The following is a 22,356-nucleotide window of genomic DNA, read 5'->3' as shown; positions in this document are numbered from 1 at the left end:
TTTGTTTTTGAAATATTTCCAATCTGATATCAAAAAAGAGATCTGCTTAACAAAAAGCCAGCGGTAAATAACAAAATTCTTACCATTCCTTAGCAGTCGCTCATTTTTATTTGTGATTTCCATCACTTAAAACACCCAGTAAAAGTAAGTGCTAGTGATTGCCGGCGCGGAAGCGTAAAATACCTGCAGAATTTTGTGGCTTTGTGCCGGTGAGTGAAACGGCAATTTGGGCTGATAACCGAGGCCCTTGAGGAGAACCAATCATGTCAGATGCAATTAATAAATGCAGCGCCCAGGAAACCGCCGCGTGTTGCTGCGTGGATGTCGGCACCGTGATGGATAACACCGATTGCACCGCATCCTACAGCCAGGTGTTCAGTAATCAACACGATGCGGAGGCGATGTTGGCGGCCCTGAGCGAAAAGGCGCGCGCGGTCGAATCCGACCCTTGTGATATCAGCAGTAGCATTAAACCGGTTGACGGCGGCGTGCAATTGGAGGCCGATTTCACCTTCGCCTGCCAGGCGGAAACTCTGATCTTCCAGCTCGGCCTGCGTTAATCCCGGCTTTACCCCCGGCGCCGCCTGTTATGCGCCGGGGATTTCCTTTCCCGTACCCCTCCCGATAGAAAGTGCGCCTGCTCGCAGTTTTGATCTCTGCCGGTTTGCCAAATGTAACCGTTTGGTTAACAATGACCTCATCAGGTCAGACCTCTTTCTGCCCATTGCGCTGACGTTATTTTCTTCAGGAGCATTTATGAGTAAGGCACTGCCGTTGGTGACCCGTCATGGTGACCGCATTGCGATTGTGAATGGACTGCGTACCCCCTTTGCCAAACAGGCGACCGCCTATCACGGCATTCCGGCGGTGGATTTAGGGAAAACGGCGGTGAGCGAGCTGTTGGCGCGCAGCGGTATCGATCCGCAGCTTATCGAGCAGCTGGTGTTCGGCCAGGTGGTGCAAATGCCCGAGGCGCCGAACATCGCGCGTGAAATCGTGCTGGGCACCGGCATGAGCGTCCATACCGACGCTTACAGCGTGTCGCGCGCCTGCGCCACCAGCTTCCAGGCGATCGCCAACGTGGCGGAGAGCATCATGGCCGGCAGCATCAGCGTCGGCATCGCCGGCGGGGCGGACTCTTCTTCCGTCTTGCCGATCGGCGTCAGCAAGGCGCTGGCGCGCACGCTGGTGGATGTCAACAAGGCGCGCACGTTGTCGCAGCGTCTCAAACTGTTCAGCCGGCTGAAATTCCGCGATCTGATGCCGGTGCCGCCGGCGGTGGCGGAGTATTCCACCGGCTTGCGCATGGGCGATACCGCCGAACAGATGGCGAAAAGCCACGGCATCACCCGTGAAGCGCAAGATGCGCTGGCGCACCGTTCCCACGAGCTGGCGGCCAAGGCCTGGCGTGAGGGGTGGCTGCGCGATGAGGTGATGACCGCCTACGTGCCGCCATACCGCGCGCAGCTTTCCGAAGACAACAACATCCGTAAAGACTCCAGCCTGGCGTCCTACGCCAAGCTGAAACCGGCGTTCGATCGCAAACACGGCAGCGTCACTGCGGCCAACAGCACGCCGTTGACCGACGGCGCGGCGGCGGTACTGATGATGAGCGAATCGCGCGCCAAAGAGCTGGGCCTGCAGCCGCTCGGCTATCTGCGCAGTTTCGCTTTCGCCGCCATCGACGTGTGGGAAGACATGCTGCTGGGGCCTTCCTACGCCACGCCGCTGGCGCTGGATCGCGCCGGCATCGGTCTGGCCGATCTGACGCTCATCGATATGCATGAAGCTTTCGCCGCGCAAACGCTGGCTAACCTGAAGATGTTCGCCAGCGAAGCGTTCGCCCGCGAGAAGCTTGGCCGCAGCCAGGCGATCGGCGAGGTGGACATGGACAAATTCAACGTCCTGGGCGGTTCCATCGCCTATGGCCACCCGTTCGCCGCCACCGGCGCGCGCATGATCACCCAGACGCTGCGTGAGCTGAAACGCCGCGGCGGCGGGCTGGGCCTGACCACCGCCTGCGCCGCCGGCGGGTTAGGGGCCGCGATGATCGTGGAGGTGGAATAATGAGTTTCGAAAACGCATTGCATGAACAGCGCGCCAAACCGTCGGCCTTTCAACTGACGATCCGCCCCGACAACATCGGGGTGATCACCATCGACGTGCCGGGCGACAAGGTCAATACGCTCAAGGCCGAGTTCGTCGAACAGGTCAACGACGTGCTGATCCGGGCGCAGCAGCACACTGCGCTTGAGGGGCTGGTGATCGTTTCCGGCAAGCCGGACTCGTTTATCGCCGGCGCCGACATCACCATGATTGCCGCCTGCACCAGCGCCAAAGAGGCGGAAACGCTGGCCAAGAAAGGGCAGAGCACGCTGGCGCAGATCGCCGCTTTTCCGGTGCCGGTGGTAGCGGCCATCCACGGCGCCTGCCTGGGCGGTGGCCTGGAATTGGCGCTGGCCTGCCACGGCCGCGTCTGTTCGCTGGATGACAAAACCGCGCTCGGTCTGCCGGAAGTGCAGCTGGGCCTGCTGCCGGGCTCTGGCGGCACTCAGCGCCTGCCGCGCCTGATAGGCGCCGCCAAGGCGCTGGACATGATCCTGACCGGCAAGCACATTCGCGCCCGCCAGGCGCTGCGCATGGGGCTGGTGGACGACGCCGTGCCGCAATCGATCCTGTTGCAGACCGCCATTGAGCGGGTGAAGCAGGGCTGGAAGCATCAGCGCGAGCTGCCGTGGCAGGATCGCCTGCTCAATGGCCCGCTGGGCAGAAATCTGCTGTTCAGCATCGTGCGCAAGAAAACGTTGGCGAAAACCCACGGCAACTACCCGGCGGCGGAGCGCATTATTCAGGTGGTGCGAACCGGGCTGGATCACGGCAGCGCCAGCGGCTATGAGGCCGAAGCGCGCGCCTTTGGCGAGCTGGCGATGACGCCGCAGTCGGCGGCGTTGCGCAGCCTGTTCTTCTCCTCCACCGCGCTGAAAAAAGAGCGGGGCGGCAATGCGCAGCCGCATGCCTTGCATCGCGTCGGCATTCTCGGCGGCGGCCTGATGGGCGGCGGCATCGCCTGTGTCACCGCCACGCGCGGCGGTTTGCCGGTGCGCATCAAAGACATCAATGAAACCGGCATCAATCACGCGCTGAAATACAGTTGGGACGTGCTCGGCAAACGGGTACGCAGCAAGCGCATGCGCCCGGCGGAGCGGCAAAAGCAGATGATGCTGATCTCCGGCTCTACCGATTACACCGGCTTCGAGCAGGTGGATATCGTGGTCGAGGCGGTGTTTGAGGATCTGGCGCTGAAACAGCAGATGGTGGCCGAGGTCGAAGCGAACTGCGCGCCGCATACCGTGTTTGCCTCCAATACTTCCTCGTTGCCTATCGGTCACATCGCTGAAAAAGCCCAGCGGCCGCAGCAGGTGATTGGCCTGCACTACTTCAGCCCGGTGGACAAAATGCCGCTGGTGGAAGTGATCCCGCACGCCGGCACCAGCGAAGAGACCATCGCCACCACCGTGGCGCTGGCGCACAAGCAGGGCAAGACCGCCATCGTGGTGGGCGACAGCGCCGGTTTTTATGTCAACCGCATCCTGGCGCCGTACATCAACGAAGCGGCGCGCTGTCTGCTGGAAGGCGAGCCGATTGAGTCGCTGGACAAGGCGCTGGTGGACTTCGGTTTCCCGGTCGGCCCGATTACCCTGCTGGATGAAGTGGGCATCGACGTCGGCACCAAAATCATTCCCGTGCTGGTCGAGGCGCTGGGGCCGCGTTTCGCCGCGCCGGCCGCGTTCGATGCGGTGCTGAAAGACGGGCGCAAAGGGCGCAAGAACGGCCGCGGCTTCTATCTCTACCCGAGCGAAGGGCAGCAGCGGCAGCGGCGTAAACGCGCGGATACCTCATTGTATACGTTGCTCGGCGTCACGCCGAAGGCGCACATGCTGCCGGCGACCGTCGCCCAGCGCTGCGTGATGATGATGCTGAACGAAGCGGCGCGCTGCCTGGATGAAGGCGTGATCCGCAGCGCGCGCGACGGCGATATCGGTGCGGTGTTCGGCATCGGTTTCCCGCCGTTCCTCGGCGGCCCGTTCCGCTATATGGACGAGCTCGGCGCCGAGAAAGTGGTGAAGACGCTGGACTACCTGCGCCAGCAGCACGGCGAGTACTTCGCGCCGTGCGAGCGCTTGCAGCGCATGGCGCAGCAGGGCGAACGCTTTTACCCGCTGGGGAGCTGAACGCAGGGCGGCCCGATTTGCACTATAGTTGCAACAGGGTCGCGTTGTGATCGCCATCACTCCTTGCGACAGCGTCAGCCGGTGAGGCTGTACAGCAAGGCTGAGGCAGCGGTAAGTTAGCTTGACCGCCATCAATAAATTTCATGGCGGCAAGGTTAAAATTTAACCCGTTGAATTGATTGTTCTGTGAGCAATCGAGGTTTGCCCGGGGAGGGTTGCTGTAAAAAACAGCGTTTTCTTTAGGCAAACTTTCAGGCAAAATGCCCGGCCGCCATAAAGAGACGGCGCGTTATCGTTTTAAAGCTTTGGCTTTGGGTTGGAAAACTCGGCGGTACAGCACGCACGGCGTTTCTGTATAGCGTTACTTTGTCAACAACAGCGGTGCAATATGCAAGTTTTGATTATGCGTCACGGAGAGGCGGCGCTCGAGGCAGCCAGCGATGCGGTAAGGCCCCTTACCCTGTGCGGCCGCGACGAGTCCCGTCAGATGGCGGCCTGGTTGAACACCAAGTCTGTGGATATTGAACGCGTGCTGGTCAGCCCCTATCTGCGGGCCGAACAGACGCTGGCGACGGTGCGTGAAGCCTTGACGCTGCCGGAGGGCGAAGAAGTGCTGCCCGAGCTGACGCCGGGCGGCAACGCCGAACAGGTCGGCAGCTATCTGCAGGCGCTGGCGATGCAAGGGGTGAGCTCGGTGCTGATCGTGTCGCACCTGCCGCTGGTGGGGTATCTGGTGGCCGAACTGTGCCCGGGCGAGTGCCCGCCGATGTTCGCGACCTCGGCGATCGCCAACGTCGATCTGCCGGCGGACGGCAGCTACGGCAAGTTTGAATGGCAGGTCAGCCCATCACAGGTGATGGCCAAAGTGTGAACCGCGGATGCGGTGCGGAATAAACTCAGGGCGATGTCTGACATCGCCCTGAGTCGTTTCTGTGGGGGGTTACTCGGCCAGCTCCACCAGCAGCAGGATGGCGGCGTTGCCACCCCATTCCTTCGGCGCCTGGTGGAACGCCAGCACGTCGGGGTGCTGCGCCAGCCACAGCGGCGTTTGCTGCTTGAGGATATGCTTGCCGTGCCCGTGCATCACGCAGGCGCAGTGCACGTGCTCGCGTTTGCAGGCGGCGATCAGCGCCCCCAGCTCCTGCTTGGCCTGCAGCTGGGTCAGGCCGTGCAAATCGAGAAACAGCTCCGGCGAATAATCGCCGCGCCGCAGCTTCTTCAGCTCATACGGGCTGCTGCCGGGGCGCACGTAGCGCGTCGGGCCTTCCTCTTCCAGCTGCGGCTGGTATTCATCTGAAAAATAATAGCTGGCATCGACCTGCTCCTGCAGCAATCGCTGCGGCGCAATCTGTTTGACCTTGGGCTTCGGCGGGCGGTGGACGATGGTGTCCTGGCGCAGCTTTTTCGCGCCCGCCACCGACTCTCTGAAGAGCTGTTGTTCGTCTTTGCTCAGAGGGGGCTTGTTATTCATGCTTCATTCACCGGAAATCGTTTATTTCGCTAGTTTACCTTGTGAATGAGCGCTGTCGACGCAAAACTCGGGCCAGAGTGAAAAGCGCGAGGGGCAAGCGTGATTTGTCGCGGGCTTCATGGCAAACTATGCGGCTAAATCATGAAACACAGCGCCTGCCGGAGGGCAAATTGGACAAAATTTTCGTCGACGAAGCAGTGAACGAACTGCACACCATTCAAGATATGCTGCGCTGGACGGTAAGCCGCTTCAACGCCGCCAATATCTATTATGGTCACGGAACCGATAATCCGTGGGACGAAGCGGTGCAATTGGTGCTGCCAAGCCTGTTCCTGCCGTTGGACATTCCGGAGGACATGCACACCGCCCGTCTGACTTCCAGCGAGCGCCATCGCATCGTTGAGCGCGTGATCCGCCGCGTCAACGAACGCATCCCGGTCGCCTATCTGACCAACAAGGCCTGGTTCTGCGGCATGGAATTTTACGTCGACGAGCGCGTGCTGGTGCCGCGTTCACCGATCGGCGAGCTGATCAACGATCGTTTCAGCGCGCTGATCCCGCACCCGCCGCGCCATATCCTCGACATGTGCACCGGCAGCGGCTGCATCGCCATCGCCTGCGGCTACGCTTTCCCGGAAGCGGAAGTGGACGCGGTGGACATTTCCAGCGACGTGCTGGCGGTAACCGAGCGCAATATTCAGGCGCACGGCGTCGAACATCAGGTGATCCCGATCCGTTCCGATCTGTTCCGCGACGTTCCCGCGATCCAGTACGATCTGATCGTCACCAACCCGCCGTACGTCGATGCGGAAGACATGTCGGATCTGCCGCAGGAGTTCCGCTTTGAGCCGGAACTGGGGCTGGCGGCGGGCAGCGACGGCCTGAAGCTGGTGCGCCGCATCCTGGCGTGCGCGCCGGACTACCTGACCGACGACGGCGTGCTGATTTGTGAAGTGGGCAACAGCATGGTACATCTGATGGAACAATATCCGGACATCCCGTTCACCTGGCTGGAATTCGAAAACGGCGGCGACGGCGTGTTCATGCTGACCAAGCAGCAGCTGGTGGATTGCAAGGATCACTTCAGCCTCTATCGCAGCTAAGCCGCATTTCCAAGGCCCGCATGGCGGGCCGCATAACGATAAAAGACTAACGGTAAGGAGCCGTGATGGCAGGAAACAGTATTGGGCAGATTTTCCGCGTCACCACCTTCGGTGAATCTCACGGGGTGGCGCTGGGTTGTATCGTCGACGGCGTGCCGCCCGGCATCCCGCTCACCGAAGCCGATTTGCAACACGATCTGGACCGCCGTCGTCCGGGCACCTCGCGTTACACCACCCAGCGCCGTGAACCGGATCAGGTGCGCATTCTCTCCGGCGTATTCGAAGGCGTGACCACCGGCACCAGCATCGGTCTGATCATTGAAAACACCGATCAGCGCTCGCAAGACTACAGCGCCATCAAAGACGTGTTCCGTCCAGGGCATGCCGACTACACCTACGAACAGAAATACGGTCTGCGCGACTATCGCGGCGGCGGCCGCTCTTCGGCGCGTGAAACCGCCATGCGCGTCGCGGCGGGTGCTATCGCCAAGAAATACCTGCAGCAGAAGTTCGGCGTGCAGGTGCGCGGCTATCTGGCGCAGATCGGCGACGTGACCTGCGAGCTGAAAGACTGGGATCAGGTCGAACAGAACCCGTTCTTCTGCCCGGATCCGGACAAGCTGGAAGCGCTGGACGAACTGATGCGCGCGCTGAAAAAAGAGGGTGACTCCATCGGCGCCAAGGTCAGCGTGATTGCTGAAAACGTGCCGGTTGGCCTGGGTGAGCCGGTGTTTGACCGCCTCGATGCCGATCTGGCGCACGCGCTGATGAGCATCAACGCGGTGAAAGGCGTGGAGATCGGCGACGGGTTCGCCGTGGTGACCAAACGCGGCAGCGAAAACCGCGATGAAATCACCCCGGAAGGCTTCCAAAGCAACCATGCCGGCGGCATTCTCGGCGGAATCAGCAGCGGCCAACCGGTGATTGCGCATCTGGCGCTGAAGCCGACCTCCAGCATCATGGTGCCGGGCCGCACCATCAATCGCCAGGGCGAAGCGGTGGAAATGGTCACCCGCGGTCGCCACGATCCGTGCGTGGGCATCCGCGCCGTGCCGATCGCCGAAGCGATGATGGCGATCGTGTTGATGGATCACCTGCTGCGCCAGCGCGCGCAAAACGGTGATGTGGTTTCCGACGTACCACGCTGGTAATCGCCATGAAAAACTGGATGTTGGGCCTGGTGGCCCTGACGGCCTCCGCTTCCGCCATGGCGCTGACGCCGTGGCAGAAAATCGATCATCCGGTGGCCGGCGCGCCGCAGGCGGTGGGCGGTTTCGCCAACGGCTGCGTCATCGGCGCGCAGCCGTTGCCGCTGAACTCACCGAACTACCAGGTGATGCGTACCGACCAGCGCCGCTATTTCGGCCATCCGGATCTGCTGGCGTTCATACAGCGCCTCAGCAGCAAAGCGAACCAGAAAGCGCTGGGCACGGTGCTGATCGGCGATATGGCGATGCCGGCCGGCGGGCGCTTCAGCAGCGGCCACGCCAGCCACCAGTCTGGGCTCGACGTCGACATCTGGCTGCAGCTGCCGCGCCAACGCTGGAGCGCGCAGCAATTGCTCAAGCCGCAGCCGATCGACCTGGTGTCGGGCGACGGCAAGCAGGTGGTGGCGAGCCAATGGCAACCGCAGATTGAGTCGCTGATCAAACTGGCGGCGCAGGATGCGGACGTGACGCGCATCTTCGTCAACCCGGCGATCAAGCAGCGTCTGTGCCTGGACGCCGGCGCCGATCGCGCCTGGTTGCACAAGGTGCGGCCGTGGTTCGGCCACCGTGCGCACATGCACGTGCGTCTGCGTTGTCCGGCCGGCAGCCTGGAGTGCCAGGAGCAGGATACGCCGCCGCCGGGCGATGGCTGCGGCGCCGAACTGGCGAGTTGGTTCGTACCTCATCAGCCGAACGCGAAGCCGGGCAAATCCGTGCCGCCGCCGTTACCGCCTACCTGTCAGGCATTGCTGGATCACCATTTCTCAGCGGAATAACACATGGACTGGTTCGTCATTGGCCCCGAGATGCTCGGGGTGTTGTTTGCGGTAGCGCTGCTGGCGGGGTTTATCGACTCCATCGCCGGCGGCGGCGGATTACTGACGGTGCCGGCCTTGCTGGCAGTGGGGGTTCCTCCGGCGCAGGCGCTGGCGACCAATAAGCTGCAGTCGGTCGGCGGCTCCTTCTCCGCCAGTCTGTACTTCATTCGTCGGCGAGCGGTGAACCTCAACGACCAGAAGCTGACGATTTTTCTGACGCTGATCGGCTCGATCGCCGGCGCCATTCTGGTGCAGCATATGCGCGCCGATGTGCTGCGGCAGATGTTGCCGCTGCTGGTGATCGGCATCGGTCTCTACTTCCTGCTGATGCCGCGCCTGGGTGAGGAAGATCGTCAACGCCGCCTCGGCGCCTTGCCGTTCGGGCTGGTGGCCGGCGGCTGCGTCGGGTTTTACGACGGCTTCTTCGGCCCCGGCGCCGGCTCATTCTACGCGCTGGCCTATGTGACGCTGTGCGGTTTCAACCTCGCCAAGTCCACGGCGCACGCCAAGGTGCTGAACTTTACCTCCAACGTCGGCGGGCTGGCGCTGTTCATCATCGGCGGCAAGGTGGTGTGGAGCATCGGTCTGGTGATGCTGGTAGGGCAGGTGCTGGGGGCGCGTTTGGGCGCGCACATGGTGCTGACTCGCGGGCAGAAACTGATTCGGCCGATGATCGTGATCGTCTCGCTGGTGATGAGCCTCAAGCTGCTGTACGACAATCACGGCGCAGAGATTCAGCAGTGGCTGTCCGCCTTCTTGCACGGTTAAAGATGAAGAGGGTGCGCTGCTTACGCGCCCTGTCTTATCGGATATAATGGCCTCTTTATTTTTGTGGTTATAGAATTTTTATGTCAGACACGCAGACCCGTCATCACTATGAGCAGTTGATCGCGATCTTCAATCGCTGCTTCAGCGATGACTACAACACCCGCCTGGTGAAGGGCGATGACGAACCCATTTACCTGCCGGCCGACGACGAACTGCCGTATCACCGCATCGTGTTCGCCCACGGCTTCTACGCCAGCGGCCTGCACGAAATCTCGCACTGGTGCATCGCCGGTGAAGCCCGCCGTCAATTGGTGGACTTCGGTTATTGGTATTGCCCGGACGGGCGCGACGCGCAGACCCAGAGCGAATTCGAAGCCGTGGAGATCAAACCGCAGGCACTGGAATGGATGTTCTGCGTGGCGGCCGGTTTCCCGTTCAACGTCAGCTGCGACAACCTGAACGGCGACTGCGAGCCGGATCGCATTGCGTTCCAACGCAAGGTGCGCGCCCGGGTATTGGCGCTGCTGGAGCAGGGAATACCCACAAGGCCTGCGCGCTTTATTCAGGCGCTGCAATCGTTCTACAATACGCCACCGTTGGCGGCCGAGCACTTTCCGTATCCGGAAGATCTCAACTGACGCCACAGCCCGTTATTTAATGAGGAAATTTGATGATCGCAGAATTTGAAGCGCGCATTTTGGCGCTGATTGATGACATGGTAGAGCACGCCAGCGATGATGAACTGTTTGCCGGTGGCTACCTGCGCGGTCATCTGACGCTGGCGGTGGCCGAGGCGGAAGAGCAGGGCGAACACACCGCCGCAGCGCTGAAAGCGCGGGTGGAGGAGAGCCTGCACAAAGCGATCGCCGCCGGGGAACTCTCGCCGCCGGATCAGATCCTGGTGCGCGGCATGTGGGAAAACCTCTATCAGGCTGCAACCCCTGCGGCCTGATCGTCATGCCGGGGCGCGTCGCCGCGCCCCTCAAGGTTGATTAAACCGCACGTCCTTTCAGCAATTTCCGCACCCACATCCGATTCGGATTCAACGCCGCCAGCAGGCGCGCATCGCCCGGCAACGGCTCGCCGAACAGCTGCGCCGCCAAAATTTCCGCCGCCAGGGGCGCCGAGCACAAGCCGCGCGAGCCTAACCCGCCGATAGCGAACAGGCCGGGATAGACCGGCGCATCGGCGACGGTTTCGCCGCGCTGGTTCTGCCGCTGCAAATCCTGATACTGCGTCAACGTGGCCTGATAGTCCGGCAGCGCGCCGACCATCGGCAAATGATCGCGGGTGGCGCTGCGCACGCCGCAGCGCGCCTGCTGAGCGCTGACGTCCACCTGCTGCGGCCAGGCCTGTTCCGGCAGGCAGCGCAGCAGGCGTTCACGGTTTTCCTGTTGCTCCTGCTCGCGGTAGTCGGTGGCGATGTCGCCGCGCTGGTAACTGGCGCCGATGCAGTGCTGGCCGTTGTTGGCATTAACCGGCGTCAGGTAGCCGTCGTAACACAAGACCTGTTTCAATTGACCGAGGGCCGGCGAGCTTGGGATATGCGACACCTGCCCGCGTACCGAATACAGCGGCAGGGCTTCCGTCGGCGCCAGTTCGGCCAGCCGGTGGCCGTTGGCCAGGATCACCGTCGCATGGCGCCGGCTGTCGCCGTGGGCGAAATCGATGCGCCAGCCGTTTTCTTCCTGCGTCAGCCTCTGTGCATCGTGCCGGTAGTGGCAGACCAAGCCCTGACGCTGCGCCAGCGCGATAGCGCCGCGCGTCAGCTCGGCCGGGCACAGCCAGCCGCCTAGCGGGTAGGTGATGCCGCCAAAGCCGGTATCGACGCCGCACCGATCGCTGAGCGTCTCGCGGCCGGCCGCCGTCGCCAAGGCCTGCGGCCAGTCGGTTTTCAGCATATTGGCGATCTTGGCGCCGCTCTTTTCGTCATAGGCCAACTGGCTGACGCCGCACCACTGGTGATCAAAGGCGACGCCTTGTTGCAACAGCGCGTCGTACTGGCGACGGGCGAAGGGAAACGCGGCGCTGAAGAAACTCTCCAACACGTCGCCGCTGCCGTTCAGCAAAGGATAAATCGCGCCCTGGCGGTTGCCGGATGCGCCTTCGGCCGCCTGCTCATCGGCGCAGTACAGCGTGACGGTGGCGCCGCGCCGCAGCAAGGCCAGCGCAGTGAGCGCGCTGGCGACGCCGCCGCCGATCAGGGCGATGTCGGCGGTGTTGTCCGCCGCCGGGCGTCGATACCAGGGCGCCGGGTGGGGAGCGGGCTGCGCATCGGCCGGGAGTTCGCCGGCGAGCATCTCACGCTTTTGGCCGAAGCCTTTGCAGCGGTTGACCTGAAAACCGGCCTGTTGCAACCCGCGACGCACGAAGCCGGCGGCGGTAAAGGTGGCGAAGCTGCCTCCCGGCCGGGCGAAACGCGCCATGGCGGCGAACAGTTGATCGGTCCACATGTCGGGATTTTTTGCCGGCGCGAAGCCGTCGAGGAACCAGGCATCCACCTGGTTATTCATGCTGGCGTCAAACTGCGGCAGCAGATCGTTAACGTCGCCGAACCACAGATCGAGCGTAATGCGGCCTTCGGCCAACAGCAGGCGATGGCACCCCGGCAACGGCAGCGGCCATTGGGCGCGCAGTTCGTCGGCGTAAGGCGCCAGCTCCGGCCAGCGCGCATGCGCCGCCGCCAGGTCAGCCTGCTGCAGGGGAAATTTTTCGAAGCTGATAAAGTGCAGGCGCTGCAGCGTCGCGTCCGGCTCGGCCTGGCGGAAGCCGGCGAAGGCCTGCCACAGCGTGAGGAAATTGAGCCCGGTGCCGAACCCGGTTTCCGCCACGACAAACAGCGAGCGCGGGTGGGCGGCGAAACGCTGCGGCAGCCGATTGCCGTGCAGGAAGACGTAGCGGGTTTCTTCCAGCCCATCCTGATTGGAAAAATAGACGTCATCAAACTGTTTCGAAACAGGTGTACCCTGTTCGTTCCAGGTTAGCGTTGCGGTTTGGATGGGGGCGTGGTTCACGGTCAATGGCTCGAAATTCAAGGGATGCCGCGAATTCTAACGGCGCTGGCGCCCCGGCGCAAACTGGACGACAATAAAGCTGAAAAACGCTGATCGGACTTGTTCGGCTTACATCTGTACGCTAAAGTGCGATGCAAAATCCCGTAGGTAAATAGTGGAAGAGGTATTGAATGAAACGTGCAGTGATTACTGGCCTGGGAGTTGTCTCCAGCATTGGTAATAACCAGCAGGAGGTCCTGGCAAGCCTGCAGGAAGGACGTTCTGGGATCACTTTCTCCCAGGAGCTGAAAGATTCCGGCATGCGTAGTCACGTATGGGGGCAAGTTAAGCTCGACACTACCGGCCTGATCGACCGCAAGGCGGTGCGTTTCATGAGCGATGCTTCCATTTATGCCTTCCTGGCGATGCAAGAAGCGATCGCGTCTTCCGGTTTGAAGGAAGAAGAGTATCAAAACAACCCGCGCGTAGGCCTGATCGCCGGTTCCGGCGGCGGTTCTCCGCGCTTCCAGGTGTTCGGCGCCGATGCGATGCGCAGCCCGCGCGGCTTGAAAGCGGTTGGCCCATACGTGGTCACCAAAGCCATGGCTTCCGGCGTTTCCGCCTGCCTGGCGACGCCATTCAAAATCCACGGCGTGAACTACTCCATCAGCTCCGCTTGCGCGACCTCCGCACACTGCATCGGCAACGCGGTTGAGCAAATCCAGCTGGGCAAACAGGACATCGTGTTCGCCGGCGGCGGCGAAGAGCTGTGCTGGGAAATGGCCTGCGAGTTCGATGCGATGGGCGCGCTGTCCACCAAGTACAACGACACGCCGGAAAAAGCCTCCCGCACCTACGACGCCGATCGTGACGGTTTCGTCATCGCCGGCGGTGGCGGCATGGTGGTGGTTGAAGAACTGGAGCATGCGCTGGCGCGCGGCGCACATATCTACGCAGAAATCGTTGGCTACGGCGCAACGTCTGACGGCGCCGACATGGTTGCACCTTCGGGCGAAGGCGCAGTGCGCTGCATGAAGATGGCGATGCAGGATCTGGATACGCCGATCGACTACATCAACGTGCACGGCACCTCCACACCGGTGGGCGACGTGAAAGAGCTGGGCGCCATTCGCGAAGTGTTCGGCGACAATACCCCGGCCATCTCCTCCACCAAGGCGATGACCGGTCACTCACTGGGCGCCGCGGGCGTGCAGGAAGCGATCTACAGCCTGTTGATGCTGGAGCACGGCTTTATCGCACCGAGCATCAACATCGAAACCCTGGATGAACAGGCGGTCGGCATGAACATCGTGACTCAGCCGACTCAGCGCGAGCTGACCACCGTGATGTCCAACAGCTTCGGCTTCGGCGGCACCAACGCCACCCTGGTGATGCGCAAACTGGCGAAATAATTCCGCCTGAGCTTCACCTCGCCATCAAGCCCGCGTTTTCGCGGGCTTTTTACTGCCCTAAGCCCATTTGACGGGCGCTCGGAGTTTTCCCAAATCACATCCCCTGACACATCATTACCTCGCCATTACACGCGTTGGGCATACAATAGCCTGGTAGCATGATTATCGCTCGGCGTAGCTTTCTAAAGTGATCGAACATTGAGGCAAGAAGTATGAAAAAGTTAATTGCGGTTGGGTTACTGTCGGCCGTGTTGGCCGGATGCGCCACCGATTCTCCCTGCGTGCCGGTCTATGATGACCAGGGGCGTCTGGTGCACACCAACACCTGCATGAAGGGCACCACTCAGGATAACTGGGAAACCGCGGGCGCGATCGCCGGCGGCGCGGCGGCGGTTGCCGGTCTGACCCTCGGCATCATCGCGCTGACCAAGTGATCGGCGCGGAACAGGACCAAGCCCGGCCATTGCGTGCCGGGCTTTTTTTATCTCACTGCACCAAAAACGCTTTGAACTGCGGCGTCATCACGGCGCTGAAACCGTCGTCGGTTTTACTGATCAGGTAGACCGCCAGCCCTTTCTCTTCTGCGAGCTGCAACGCTTTCTCCGGGCCCAGCACCATCAAACCGGTATCCCAGCCGTCGGCCTCGAGCGCGGTCGGGGCGATCACCGTGGCGGAAACCAGCCGGTGGTTGATTGGCCTGCCGGTGGTCGGATCGATGACATGGGAGTAACGCTGGCCGTTTTGTTCAAAGTAGTTGCGGTAGCTGCCGGCGGTGCTGATGCCGTAACCGTGCAGATCCACCAGCGCCTGTACCGCATTTTCACGGTCGGTCGGCTTTTGGATCGCCACCCGCCAGGGCTTGCCCTGGCCGTTGACGCCGCGTGAAGAGACCGCACCACCGACCGATACCAGGTAGTTGGTAATGCCGTGACGGTTCATCAGGCGCACCAACTCATCGGCGCCATAGCCTTCGCCCAGCGTCGAGAGATCGACATACATGCCCGGCAGATCTTTTTGCAGCCACTCCCCGCGGTTGTCGCTGATCAGCTTCAGGTGCTGCAGGCCGGTGCGCTGCTTTGCCGCGTCGATCTGCGCCTGTTCCGGCACCTTGACCGGATGCTTGTCTGGGCCGAACCCCCACAGGTTCACCAGCGGGCCGACGGTGATGTCCATGGCGCCGCCGGTATCGCGGCCGATGCGTTGGGCCATCAACACGATGTCCGCCATGCCGCGCGGGATAGGCTGCGGTTCGAGGCTAACATTGCGGTTAAACCTCGACAGCACCGAATCGGCGCGGTAGGTCGAGATGTCGTCGTTGGCCCGTTCGAGCACCGTGTCGATCTGCCGCTGCAATTCTTGTTTGCCGATCGCGACGTCACCGCTGACTTTTACGCTGTAGAAAGTGCCCATGGTTTTGCCGTCAATATCGATTTGCGGGCGGGAGGAGGCGTCGTCGCAGGCGGCGAGCAGGGCGCATAAGGCGCTCAACAGCGCTCCTTTGGCGAACAGGGAAGCCATAACATGTCCTTTGAAACCGTGAAAGCCGCTACAAATAAAGTAAAGCGCGGCAAATGGAAAGCGGATAAAGGTAAAATAGCATTTTGCTGGCGCTGAAGCCGCGTCTGAGCTAACGTCTGCCCATTCTTTTCGGTGAGGTTCACACTGCCGCTATGAGTTCAACCGCCATTTCCCGGCTCATCCATCCCTTTGCCAAAGACCGTTTCTTGCATGCATTGCTGCTGGCCGGCGTGGCGATGTTCGCCTTTCATCCGCAGCCGCTGGCAGCGCTGGGTGGTTTTATCGACGGCCGTACCCTCATCACCCTGCTGGGGCTGATGCTGCTGACCAAAGGCGTTGAGGTCAGCGGCTACTTCGATTTTGTCGGCCGCAAGATTATCAACCGCTTGCACAGCGAACGGCGGCTGGCGCTGTTCCTGGTGTTCTCCGCCGCGCTGCTGTCGTCGTTTCTGACTAACGACGTAGCGCTGTTTATCGTCATACCGCTCACCATCACGCTGAAAAAGCTGTCGGCGCTGCCGGTCGGCCGCCTGATCATCTTCCAGGCGCTGGCGGTGAACGCCGGTTCGCTGCTGACGCCGATCGGCAACCCGCAAAATATCCTGCTGTGGAGCCGTTCCGGCCTCTCTTTCCTCGGTTTCATCGGCCAGATGGCGCCGTTTGGCGCCGCAATGATGTTGAGCCTGCTGGCGCTGACCTGGTTCAGCTTCCCGGCGCGCGACATCGTGAAAACGCCGAATACCGAGGGCTATCCCTACCAGCGGCCGCTGTTGCTGAGCTGTGTAGGGCTGTATGCGGTTTTCCTGCTGTGTCTCGATTTCGATCTGCCGTTGTATGGGCTGCTGGCGGTGTTCGCCGGTTTCTTGCTGCTGGCGCGCCGAGTGCTGTTGCAGATCGACTGGAGCCTGATTTTCGTGTTCGCCGCCATGTTCATCGATGTCGGCCTGTTTACCCGTTTGCCGCCGCTTCAGCCGGCGTTCGCCGCCATCGCCGGGCTGAGCGAGGGGAGCGTGTATGCGTTGGGCGTCGGGCTGTCGCAGATCGTCAGCAACGTGCCGGCCACCATACTGTTGCTCAACTATATGCCCTCCAGCGCTCAGTTGGCCTATGCGGTCAACGCCGGCGGCTTCGGGTTGGCGATCGGATCGCTCGCCAACCTGATTGCGTTGCGCATGGCGGGGGAGCGCAAGATCTGGTTGCGCTTCCACTATTATTCGCTGCCGCTGTTGGCATGGGCCGCGTCGCTCGGCTGGGTGATGAGCTAAGCCGGTTGGCCGCTTTGCCGCGCGGCCAGCAGGCAAATGCTGCGGGTCACCTGATAGGATTTCACGAAGGCGCTGACGGGTAAAAACTCGAAGCGCGAGTGGAAGTTATGCGCGCCGGTGAAGTAATTGGGCGTCAGGATGCCGCGGCTGGAGAGCGCCGCGCCGTCGGTGCCGCCGCGCATCGGGATCACCTTCGGCGGGATGCCGTGGGCGGCGAGGGCGCCGAAGATCAGATCGATAGCGCGCCGGTCCTCGCCGATGGCGTTGCTGATGTTGCTGTAGATGTCGCTGACGCTGCAGCTGACGTTGGCGCGCGGATAGTTGGCCGCCACCTGGCGCACCGTCTCCTCAAGGCGGGCCTTGCGCGCCTCGAACGCCGCGCGATCGAAGTCGCGAATCGACACCTTCAGCGTCGCCTGATTGGCGTTGGCGGCCAGATCGGTGAACCAGAAATAACCCTCGCGCCCCTCGGTGTGCTCTGGGGTATCCTGCACGTCGAATCGATTGATGATGTCGTTGGCGATGCGTATCGGGTTGATTAATACGTTTTTCGCCGACATCGGGTGGGCGGTCACCCCCTCGATGCGGATCTCCGCCGCCGCCGCGTTGAAATTCTCGTACACCACTTCACCCAGTTCGCAGCAGTCGATGGTGTAGGCGAAATCGACGGAGAAACGCTGCAGATCCAGCGCTTTGGCGCCGCGCAGGCCGATTTCTTCGTCCGGCACGAACGCCACCACGATATCGCCGTGGCGATCGGCCGCGGTCAGGTTGGCCAGCAGCGTCATCACCACGGTGACCGCCGCCTTATTGTCGGCGCCCAGCACGCTGGTGCCGTCGCTGAACAGGATCTCTTCGTTCCGGTAGGGCAGGATCTCCGGATGCTCGGCGGTACGCAGCCAGATGCCTTGCTCGGCATTCAGGCATAAATCCTCGCCGGTGAAGCGCAGGCGCTGCGGGCGAATCTCGGGCGACAGGCCGACGTCCACGGTGTCGATATGCGTGATGAAGCCGATGCGCGGCGCGCCGGGTTGGGTGCCGGGCTTGCGGGCGGTGACGGTGGCGTGCTCGTCGATCTGCACGTCGGCCAGGCCGAGCCGGCGCAGCTCGTCGGCCAACAGTTGCGCCATCTCATGCTGCCCCGGCGTGCTGGGCAGGGTGGCTGCGGCGGCGTTGCTCTGGCTGGTCACCGCCAGATAGCGGAAGAAACGTTCGGTAAGCTGTTCGGCAATCGGGCTGGTCATCGGAACTCCTTGCGGTTGGCAATCTACCGGTTTTAAAACGAAATCAGCCGTTTGTCCAACGGTGCAATGCGTAAACCGCCAGAATGCGAAGCATCGCGCAGAAACGAAAAATAGCGGTGCAACTAGGAAATAGTCGCAGGTTTCTGCGGCAAAATCGGTGTTAGCTGTGGGCCAGGAAGCGCCCACATAACACTTATCTGTCCCTCAAGGAGAATTCATGCACACCGGTCACGCTCTGCTTATCACCTTACTGTCCCTGGGCATCTCTCACAGCGCCTGGTCGTCTGCCGATACCGGGCACTCCAACAGCAACGCCAACAGCCGCGAAGTGGCCAGCGCGTTGGGCGGCCTGAAGAACAAAACCTACGAACTGGAGCAGGCGCCGAAGATCCGCGTCGCCAGCTTCAATATCGCCGCCGGCAAGGTCAGCGACATGACCGCCATCGCCAAGGCGATTCGCGCGATGAATGTCGACGTGGTGGCGCTGCAGGAGGTGGATAAACTCACCGCCCGCAGCGGGCGGGTCGATCAGGCGGCGGAACTGGCGAAACTGACCGGCATGCAGGCGGTGTTCGGCCGGGCGATCGATTTCGACGGCGGTGAATACGGCCTGGCGTTTCTGTCGAAGTATCCGCTGCACGACGCCGTGATCTATCCGCTGCCGTCCGGCCAGCGCGAACAGCGCATCGCCTTCAGCGCCAAGGTCGATGTGCCGGAGTTCCCGACGCCGATCACCCTGTTCAACACCCACCTCGATACCAAGGAAGATCCGACGATGCGTCTGGATCAGGTACGGGAGCTGAACGATCGCACCATCGAAGTGCGCGGCATCAAGCTGCTGTTCGGCGATATGAACGATGTGCCGGGCAGCGTCACCTGGCTGGAGCTGAGCCGTTATTGGAACGATATCATGCCCAACGGGCAGGACGGCCGCAGCTGGCCGGCGGAAAACGCCGAGATCAAGGTGGATTACATCTTCACCGGCAACGCGCAGCGCTGGCATCTGGACAGCCTGACGGTGCCGAACACCAGCGGCGACTGGAACGGCGTGCATTGGCCGGCGGTAAGCGACCACCTGCCGCTGGTGGCGGAGATGCGCCTGACCGAACAATAAGCCGATCGGCGTCCCATTGGGGCCAGGCTAAGCCACGGTGATCCGCGCCAGCCGCTCGACGGCGCTGCGGATCTCGCCCGGCGTCAGGGCCGAAAAGCCCAGCAGCCACCCGTCGCGCTGCGCCTGATCCGTTTGGTATTGCGCTGTTAACCCGGGCGTAAGGATGCCGAGCCGCCGCGCCTGCCGGCTGAGCGCTGCCTCCTGGCCGGGCAGCAGCCAGACGCTGAGCTGCAGGCCGCCGGCGGCGGGAGCGGGGGTGGCGAAGTGGTCGAGTTTTTCGCGTACTGCCGCCAGCAACACATCGCGCCGGCTATGGTAGAGTTGGCGCATGTAGCGGATATGCGCGGCGAAGTGCCCCTGGCGGATGAATTCGGCGGTGACCGCCTGCATCAGCTGCGCGCTGTGGCCGTCATACACCGTGCGTGCAGTGACGAACGCTTCAACCAGCGTGGGCGGTACGATCAGGTACGCCAACCGCAGCGAAGGGAACAGCGATTTGGAGAAGGTGCCGAGGTACAGCACCCGGCCACGGCGATCCAGACCCTGCATCGCCGGTATCGGCAGGCCGTCGTAATGAAACTCGCTGTCGTAATCGTCCTCAATGATCCAGGCCTGCTGCTTTTCCGCCAGCGTCAGCAGTGCCAAGCGGCGCGCCAGGCTGAGCGCTGCGCCGGTTGGGTATTGGTGCGAGGGCGTCAAATAAATCAAACGCGGCTCGGGCAAGGAGGGCTCAGCGCGCAGGCCGTCGCCGTCTACCGCCACCGGCGTCAGGGCGGCGCCGGCGCTGATAAAGGCGTTTCTCGCCCCGGCGTAACCCGGTTCTTCCATCCAGACGCTGTCGCCGCTGTCCAGCAGCAACGTGGCGATCAGCTGCAGCGCCTGCTGTGAACTGGTCAGCACGATAACCTGGTTTGCATCGCAGATTACGCCGCGCGTTTGGTTGACGTGGGCGGCAATCGCTTCACGCAGCGGCAAATAGCCCTGCGGGTCGCCGTAGCGCAACAGGCTTTCTCCCTGTAGCCGCAGGCGCTGTGCGGTCAGTTGCTTCCACAAGGCTAGCGGAAACGCGCGCAGATCCGGCGAGCCGGCGGCAAACGCCTGTGGCTGCTGCGGATCGCGGCAGCCGCCGGTTTGCACGATCTGTTGGCCGCGTTGCGAAAGGCGCGGCATGGCGGTGCGAGGCGGCGGCGGCGGCGGCAGCGATTTGGCGATGCGGATAGCCACAAATGTGCCCTGGCCGACGCGGCGCTGCAAATACCCCTCCGCCTCCAACTGGCCGTACGCTGCTTCGACGGTCACCCTTGAGAGTTTCAGATCCCCAGCCAGCACTCGGCTGGAGGGCAGGCGTTGCCCAATGTTCAATGTGCCGTGGTGGATGGCCTGCCGCAATGCTGCACAAAGACGTTCGCGCAGCGTGCCGACGGCCTGGGGCGATTGCTGAAACAGCGTGATCAGCGTGTGCCGCATAATGGGTCTTATCATCTGTGGATAATGGGTATCAATCATAAGACCAAAATGGGGCACTATTGTCATCTGTCTTGATGCACGGGAGTAAGTGATATGTCGAAAGAATCATTGGTGCTGGCTTTTCCGCCGGCGGCGCCGGAAGAAAGCCTGGCCTATCTGGCGGCTAAACTGAGCCGCTATGCGGATGCCTGGGATGTGGCGGAAGATCTGCGCAATGGCGTGGACGGGATGGTGGTGATCGACACCCGCGCGGAGGCGCTGTACGCCGCCGGGCATATCCCCGGTGCGCTCAGTTTGCCGCATCGCCTGATGGATGAAGCCGGCACGGCGCAGCTGGATCGCCGGAAAGTGTATGTGACCTACTGCGACGGCATTGGCTGCAACGGATCCACCAAAGGTGCTTACAAGCTGGCGAAACTGGGATTCAGGGTGAAGGAGCTGATCGGCGGGCTGGACTTCTGGCTGCGCGATGGCCATCCATTGGCCATCGGAGAACAGCCGGGATCGTTGCGCGATCGGGCGGCTGCTGAGGACTGCGGCTGCGCCTGAGGCGTTAAAACACCAGCGCCAGCACGATCGCCAACGCCAACAGCAGCAGGATCAGCGCTACGGCCGGCTTGCTCAGCGCTTTTTGCAGCGGCAGAGGCAAGGCGGCGATCAGCGGGTTGAGCAGCGGCTGCGGTTCGACAGGGTGGCTGGCGATCGGCTGCGCCTGGCCGGCTTTATCCAGACGGCGGGCAAACAGCTGATGAATGGCGTCGCTCATTTGCGGATGCGTCAGCGGCGCATTGGCGCCGCAGTTGAAGCGCGCCTGGCAATAGTCGTTCATCTGCTGCAGTTCTCGCTCGTCCGCCGGCTGCTTGAGCGCCGCCAGCAGGTTGTTCAGCGTCGGCGCGTTCTGCGGGCTGAGCGCCACCTTCACCTGTAAAAACTGGTTCAGCAGCTGGAAGTGGCGCGCCGGCAGCGGATCGTTGGTTTTCACGCCCGCCAGATCGAACAGCGTTTGCCAGATTTTAGCCGGCGCTTCGCCGGTGGCGGCGCTGAGTTTGGTGATCTGCTGCTGCAGGCTTTGATGCTCTGCGGGCAGCAGCGGGCGATCGCTGGTGGCGGTTTGCTGCGGCTGGGGAATGGTCAGGCCGCCGGTTTGCAACAGATTAAGTACCTGTTGCAATTGCGGTGGGCTCAGTTGGCTCAACACCGTATGGCCGAACTGCTGGCGAATAAAGTCGCTGACCGCCTGGCGGTTATTGCCCTGCGGCAGCAATTCGGCCAGCTGTTGCAGCAGTTGGCGCCCGGCATGGTTTTGTTGCGCCTGCGTCAGGCGCGTTTGCAGCAGCTGTTCCGCCGGTTGAAAATGGCGCGCCAGCAGTTCGCCGCCTTTGTCGGCGCCGAGATCGTGACGCAGAGACGCCCAGATCTCCGCCGATTTGACCGGGCTGAGCGTCATGATTTTCACGATCAGTTTTTCCAGCGTCGTGCGCTGCGCCGGAGAGAGGGGTTGATCGTCAGTGGCCGCCGTTTTGCCCGGGGAGGGGGGGCGTTCGCCGGCGATTGGGGTGCCCGGCCCACTCAAAGGTTGCATATCACCAGTCCTTCGCTGTGTATCCCCGCAGAATGCCTGGAGGAGAGAATCGTCATCGTACCCGGCGAAAAGCGCAGGCTTACCCACTATGATACCTGTAAATCGCCACCATCAATACCGCCGCTCAGACATTTCTTTACCGACAAAACGTTGCTAATCGC

The 22,356-nt window shown here is 62.0% G+C and carries 21 protein-coding genes; 15 read left to right on the top strand and 6 right to left on the bottom strand.

Annotated elements, in window-relative coordinates; translation table 11 throughout:
• Positions 1–263: 263 nt before the first annotated feature.
• From ACOWVD_RS16945 to sixA, 4 genes are all read left to right on the top strand, one after another.
• A complete protein-coding gene (locus tag ACOWVD_RS16945) occupies positions 264–560 on the top strand; it encodes a YfcZ/YiiS family protein (RefSeq protein WP_004936240.1) in 297 nt (98 codons plus the stop codon).
• A gap of 196 nt (positions 561–756) precedes the next feature.
• On the top strand, positions 757–2,067 hold the full coding sequence (gene fadI, locus ACOWVD_RS16940) for an acetyl-CoA C-acyltransferase FadI (RefSeq protein WP_004936237.1): 1,311 nt from the start codon (positions 757–759) through the stop codon (positions 2,065–2,067).
• Positions 2,067–4,232, top strand: coding sequence for a fatty acid oxidation complex subunit alpha FadJ (gene fadJ / locus ACOWVD_RS16935; RefSeq protein ID WP_049239816.1), 2,166 nt, complete (start codon positions 2,067–2,069; stop codon positions 4,230–4,232). Before fadI ends, fadJ begins: the two co-directional genes overlap by 1 nt.
• 388 nt (positions 4,233–4,620) lie before the next feature.
• On the top strand, positions 4,621–5,103 hold the full coding sequence (sixA, locus tag ACOWVD_RS16930) for a phosphohistidine phosphatase SixA (protein WP_004936230.1): 483 nt from the start codon (positions 4,621–4,623) through the stop codon (positions 5,101–5,103).
• 69 nt (positions 5,104–5,172) lie between these two features.
• On the opposite strand, the gene smrB is transcribed toward sixA, so the two are convergent.
• Complete coding sequence (smrB, locus tag ACOWVD_RS16925) at positions 5,173–5,703, bottom strand: endonuclease SmrB (protein ID WP_421105699.1); 531 nt, start codon at positions 5,701–5,703, stop codon at positions 5,173–5,175.
• A gap of 170 nt (positions 5,704–5,873) precedes the next feature.
• Between smrB and prmB the strand changes: the two genes are divergently transcribed.
• The 6 genes from prmB to ACOWVD_RS16895 all read left to right on the top strand — a co-directional run bounded on the left by prmB (position 5,874) and on the right by ACOWVD_RS16895 (position 10,552).
• Positions 5,874–6,806 carry a 50S ribosomal protein L3 N(5)-glutamine methyltransferase gene (gene prmB / locus ACOWVD_RS16920; RefSeq protein WP_004936224.1) on the top strand — a complete coding sequence of 311 codons (933 nt, stop codon included), beginning with the start codon at positions 5,874–5,876 and terminating at the stop codon, positions 6,804–6,806.
• Between the two features lie 65 nt (positions 6,807–6,871).
• A complete protein-coding gene (gene aroC / locus ACOWVD_RS16915; protein WP_004936219.1) occupies positions 6,872–7,957 on the top strand; it encodes a chorismate synthase in 1,086 nt (361 codons plus the stop codon).
• A gap of 5 nt (positions 7,958–7,962) precedes the next feature.
• Positions 7,963–8,790 (top strand): penicillin-insensitive murein endopeptidase, encoded by an 828-nt coding sequence (mepA, locus tag ACOWVD_RS16910; RefSeq protein ID WP_031300552.1) that lies wholly within the window; start codon positions 7,963–7,965, stop codon positions 8,788–8,790.
• 3 nt (positions 8,791–8,793) lie between these two features.
• Positions 8,794–9,600, top strand: coding sequence for a sulfite exporter TauE/SafE family protein (locus ACOWVD_RS16905; RefSeq protein WP_015378616.1), 807 nt, complete (start codon positions 8,794–8,796; stop codon positions 9,598–9,600).
• Between the two features lie 80 nt (positions 9,601–9,680).
• Positions 9,681–10,238, top strand: coding sequence for an elongation factor P hydroxylase (locus ACOWVD_RS16900; protein ID WP_015378615.1), 558 nt, complete (start codon positions 9,681–9,683; stop codon positions 10,236–10,238).
• Positions 10,239–10,270: 32 nt separating this feature from the next.
• The gene (locus tag ACOWVD_RS16895) at positions 10,271–10,552 is read left to right on the top strand and encodes a YfcL family protein (RefSeq protein ID WP_004936209.1); all 282 of its coding nucleotides are present in this window, start codon (positions 10,271–10,273) and stop codon (positions 10,550–10,552) included.
• 40 nt (positions 10,553–10,592) lie between these two features.
• Here ACOWVD_RS16895 and mnmC read toward each other — a convergent pair whose 3' ends face one another.
• Positions 10,593–12,614, bottom strand: a complete 2,022-nt coding sequence (gene mnmC, locus ACOWVD_RS16890; protein WP_197763337.1) for a bifunctional tRNA (5-methylaminomethyl-2-thiouridine)(34)-methyltransferase MnmD/FAD-dependent 5-carboxymethylaminomethyl-2-thiouridine(34) oxidoreductase MnmC — start codon at positions 12,612–12,614, stop codon at positions 10,593–10,595.
• Positions 12,615–12,784: 170 nt separating this feature from the next.
• Here mnmC and fabB point away from each other — a divergent pair, with 170 nt between their 5' ends.
• Positions 12,785–14,005 carry a beta-ketoacyl-ACP synthase I gene (fabB, locus tag ACOWVD_RS16885; protein ID WP_049239814.1) on the top strand — a complete coding sequence of 407 codons (1,221 nt, stop codon included), beginning with the start codon at positions 12,785–12,787 and terminating at the stop codon, positions 14,003–14,005.
• A 212-nt stretch (positions 14,006–14,217) separates the two neighbouring features.
• Entirely contained in the window at positions 14,218–14,439 is a 222-nt protein-coding gene (locus ACOWVD_RS16880; RefSeq protein WP_004936201.1) for a hypothetical protein, read from the top strand.
• Between the two features lie 52 nt (positions 14,440–14,491).
• Here ACOWVD_RS16880 and apbE read toward each other — a convergent pair whose 3' ends face one another.
• Entirely contained in the window at positions 14,492–15,523 is a 1,032-nt protein-coding gene (gene apbE / locus ACOWVD_RS16875) for an FAD:protein FMN transferase ApbE (RefSeq protein ID WP_060559994.1), read from the bottom strand.
• A gap of 152 nt (positions 15,524–15,675) precedes the next feature.
• On the opposite strand from apbE, the gene ACOWVD_RS16870 reads away from it, so the two are divergent.
• The gene (locus ACOWVD_RS16870) at positions 15,676–16,788 is read left to right on the top strand and encodes an SLC13 family permease (RefSeq protein WP_421105698.1); all 1,113 of its coding nucleotides are present in this window, start codon (positions 15,676–15,678) and stop codon (positions 16,786–16,788) included.
• On the opposite strand, the gene pepT is transcribed toward ACOWVD_RS16870, so the two are convergent.
• Positions 16,785–18,032, bottom strand: coding sequence for a peptidase T (gene pepT, locus ACOWVD_RS16865; protein WP_197842742.1), 1,248 nt, complete (start codon positions 18,030–18,032; stop codon positions 16,785–16,787). The two genes, ACOWVD_RS16870 and pepT, sit on opposite strands and share 4 nt — an antisense overlap.
• Positions 18,033–18,249: 217 nt before the next feature.
• Between pepT and ACOWVD_RS16860 the strand changes: the two genes are divergently transcribed.
• Positions 18,250–19,146, top strand: a complete 897-nt coding sequence (locus ACOWVD_RS16860) for an endonuclease/exonuclease/phosphatase family protein (protein ID WP_421105697.1) — start codon at positions 18,250–18,252, stop codon at positions 19,144–19,146.
• 27 nt (positions 19,147–19,173) lie between these two features.
• Here the strand turns inward: ACOWVD_RS16860 and ACOWVD_RS16855 are convergent, their stop codons facing one another.
• Positions 19,174–20,613, bottom strand: coding sequence for a PLP-dependent aminotransferase family protein (locus ACOWVD_RS16855; protein ID WP_421105696.1), 1,440 nt, complete (start codon positions 20,611–20,613; stop codon positions 19,174–19,176).
• A 93-nt stretch (positions 20,614–20,706) separates the two neighbouring features.
• Between ACOWVD_RS16855 and ACOWVD_RS16850 the strand changes: the two genes are divergently transcribed.
• Complete coding sequence (locus ACOWVD_RS16850) at positions 20,707–21,162, top strand: rhodanese-like domain-containing protein (protein WP_049239810.1); 456 nt, start codon at positions 20,707–20,709, stop codon at positions 21,160–21,162.
• Between the two features lie 4 nt (positions 21,163–21,166).
• Here the strand turns inward: ACOWVD_RS16850 and flk are convergent, their stop codons facing one another.
• On the bottom strand, positions 21,167–22,195 hold the full coding sequence (gene flk / locus ACOWVD_RS16845) for a flagella biosynthesis regulator Flk (protein ID WP_044030780.1): 1,029 nt from the start codon (positions 22,193–22,195) through the stop codon (positions 21,167–21,169).
• Positions 22,196–22,356: the final 161 nt, after the last annotated feature.

Source organism: Serratia sp. SA088, assembly GCF_049065515.1.
GTDB classification, from domain to species: domain Bacteria; phylum Pseudomonadota; class Gammaproteobacteria; order Enterobacterales; family Enterobacteriaceae; genus Serratia; species Serratia nematodiphila.
Note: the sequence above shows the minus strand (reverse complement) of the source record. Positions and strands in the feature narration are given on the sequence as shown.

What these genes read in the sequence shown, in the direction of transcription:
- ACOWVD_RS16945 (WP_004936240.1), top strand. Translation starts at nt 264, where the DNA reads ATGTCAGATGCAATTAATAAATGCAGCGCCCAGGAAACCGCCGCGTGT.
- fadI (WP_004936237.1), top strand. Translation starts at nt 757, where the DNA reads ATGAGTAAGGCACTGCCGTTGGTGACCCGTCATGGTGACCGCATTGCG.
- fadJ (WP_049239816.1), top strand. Translation starts at nt 2,067, where the DNA reads ATGAGTTTCGAAAACGCATTGCATGAACAGCGCGCCAAACCGTCGGCC.
- sixA (WP_004936230.1), top strand. Translation starts at nt 4,621, where the DNA reads ATGCAAGTTTTGATTATGCGTCACGGAGAGGCGGCGCTCGAGGCAGCC.
- smrB (WP_421105699.1), bottom strand. Translation starts at nt 5,703, where the DNA reads ATGAATAACAAGCCCCCTCTGAGCAAAGACGAACAACAGCTCTTCAGA.
- aroC (WP_004936219.1), top strand. Translation starts at nt 6,872, where the DNA reads ATGGCAGGAAACAGTATTGGGCAGATTTTCCGCGTCACCACCTTCGGT.
- mepA (WP_031300552.1), top strand. Translation starts at nt 7,963, where the DNA reads ATGAAAAACTGGATGTTGGGCCTGGTGGCCCTGACGGCCTCCGCTTCC.
- ACOWVD_RS16905 (WP_015378616.1), top strand. Translation starts at nt 8,794, where the DNA reads ATGGACTGGTTCGTCATTGGCCCCGAGATGCTCGGGGTGTTGTTTGCG.
- ACOWVD_RS16900 (WP_015378615.1), top strand. Translation starts at nt 9,681, where the DNA reads ATGTCAGACACGCAGACCCGTCATCACTATGAGCAGTTGATCGCGATC.
- ACOWVD_RS16895 (WP_004936209.1), top strand. Translation starts at nt 10,271, where the DNA reads ATGATCGCAGAATTTGAAGCGCGCATTTTGGCGCTGATTGATGACATG.
- fabB (WP_049239814.1), top strand. Translation starts at nt 12,785, where the DNA reads ATGAAACGTGCAGTGATTACTGGCCTGGGAGTTGTCTCCAGCATTGGT.
- ACOWVD_RS16880 (WP_004936201.1), top strand. Translation starts at nt 14,218, where the DNA reads ATGAAAAAGTTAATTGCGGTTGGGTTACTGTCGGCCGTGTTGGCCGGA.
- apbE (WP_060559994.1), bottom strand. Translation starts at nt 15,523, where the DNA reads ATGGCTTCCCTGTTCGCCAAAGGAGCGCTGTTGAGCGCCTTATGCGCC.
- ACOWVD_RS16870 (WP_421105698.1), top strand. Translation starts at nt 15,676, where the DNA reads ATGAGTTCAACCGCCATTTCCCGGCTCATCCATCCCTTTGCCAAAGAC.
- pepT (WP_197842742.1), bottom strand. Translation starts at nt 18,032, where the DNA reads ATGACCAGCCCGATTGCCGAACAGCTTACCGAACGTTTCTTCCGCTAT.
- ACOWVD_RS16860 (WP_421105697.1), top strand. Translation starts at nt 18,250, where the DNA reads ATGCACACCGGTCACGCTCTGCTTATCACCTTACTGTCCCTGGGCATC.
- ACOWVD_RS16855 (WP_421105696.1), bottom strand. Translation starts at nt 20,613, where the DNA reads ATGCGGCACACGCTGATCACGCTGTTTCAGCAATCGCCCCAGGCCGTC.
- ACOWVD_RS16850 (WP_049239810.1), top strand. Translation starts at nt 20,707, where the DNA reads ATGTCGAAAGAATCATTGGTGCTGGCTTTTCCGCCGGCGGCGCCGGAA.
- flk (WP_044030780.1), bottom strand. Translation starts at nt 22,195, where the DNA reads ATGCAACCTTTGAGTGGGCCGGGCACCCCAATCGCCGGCGAACGCCCC.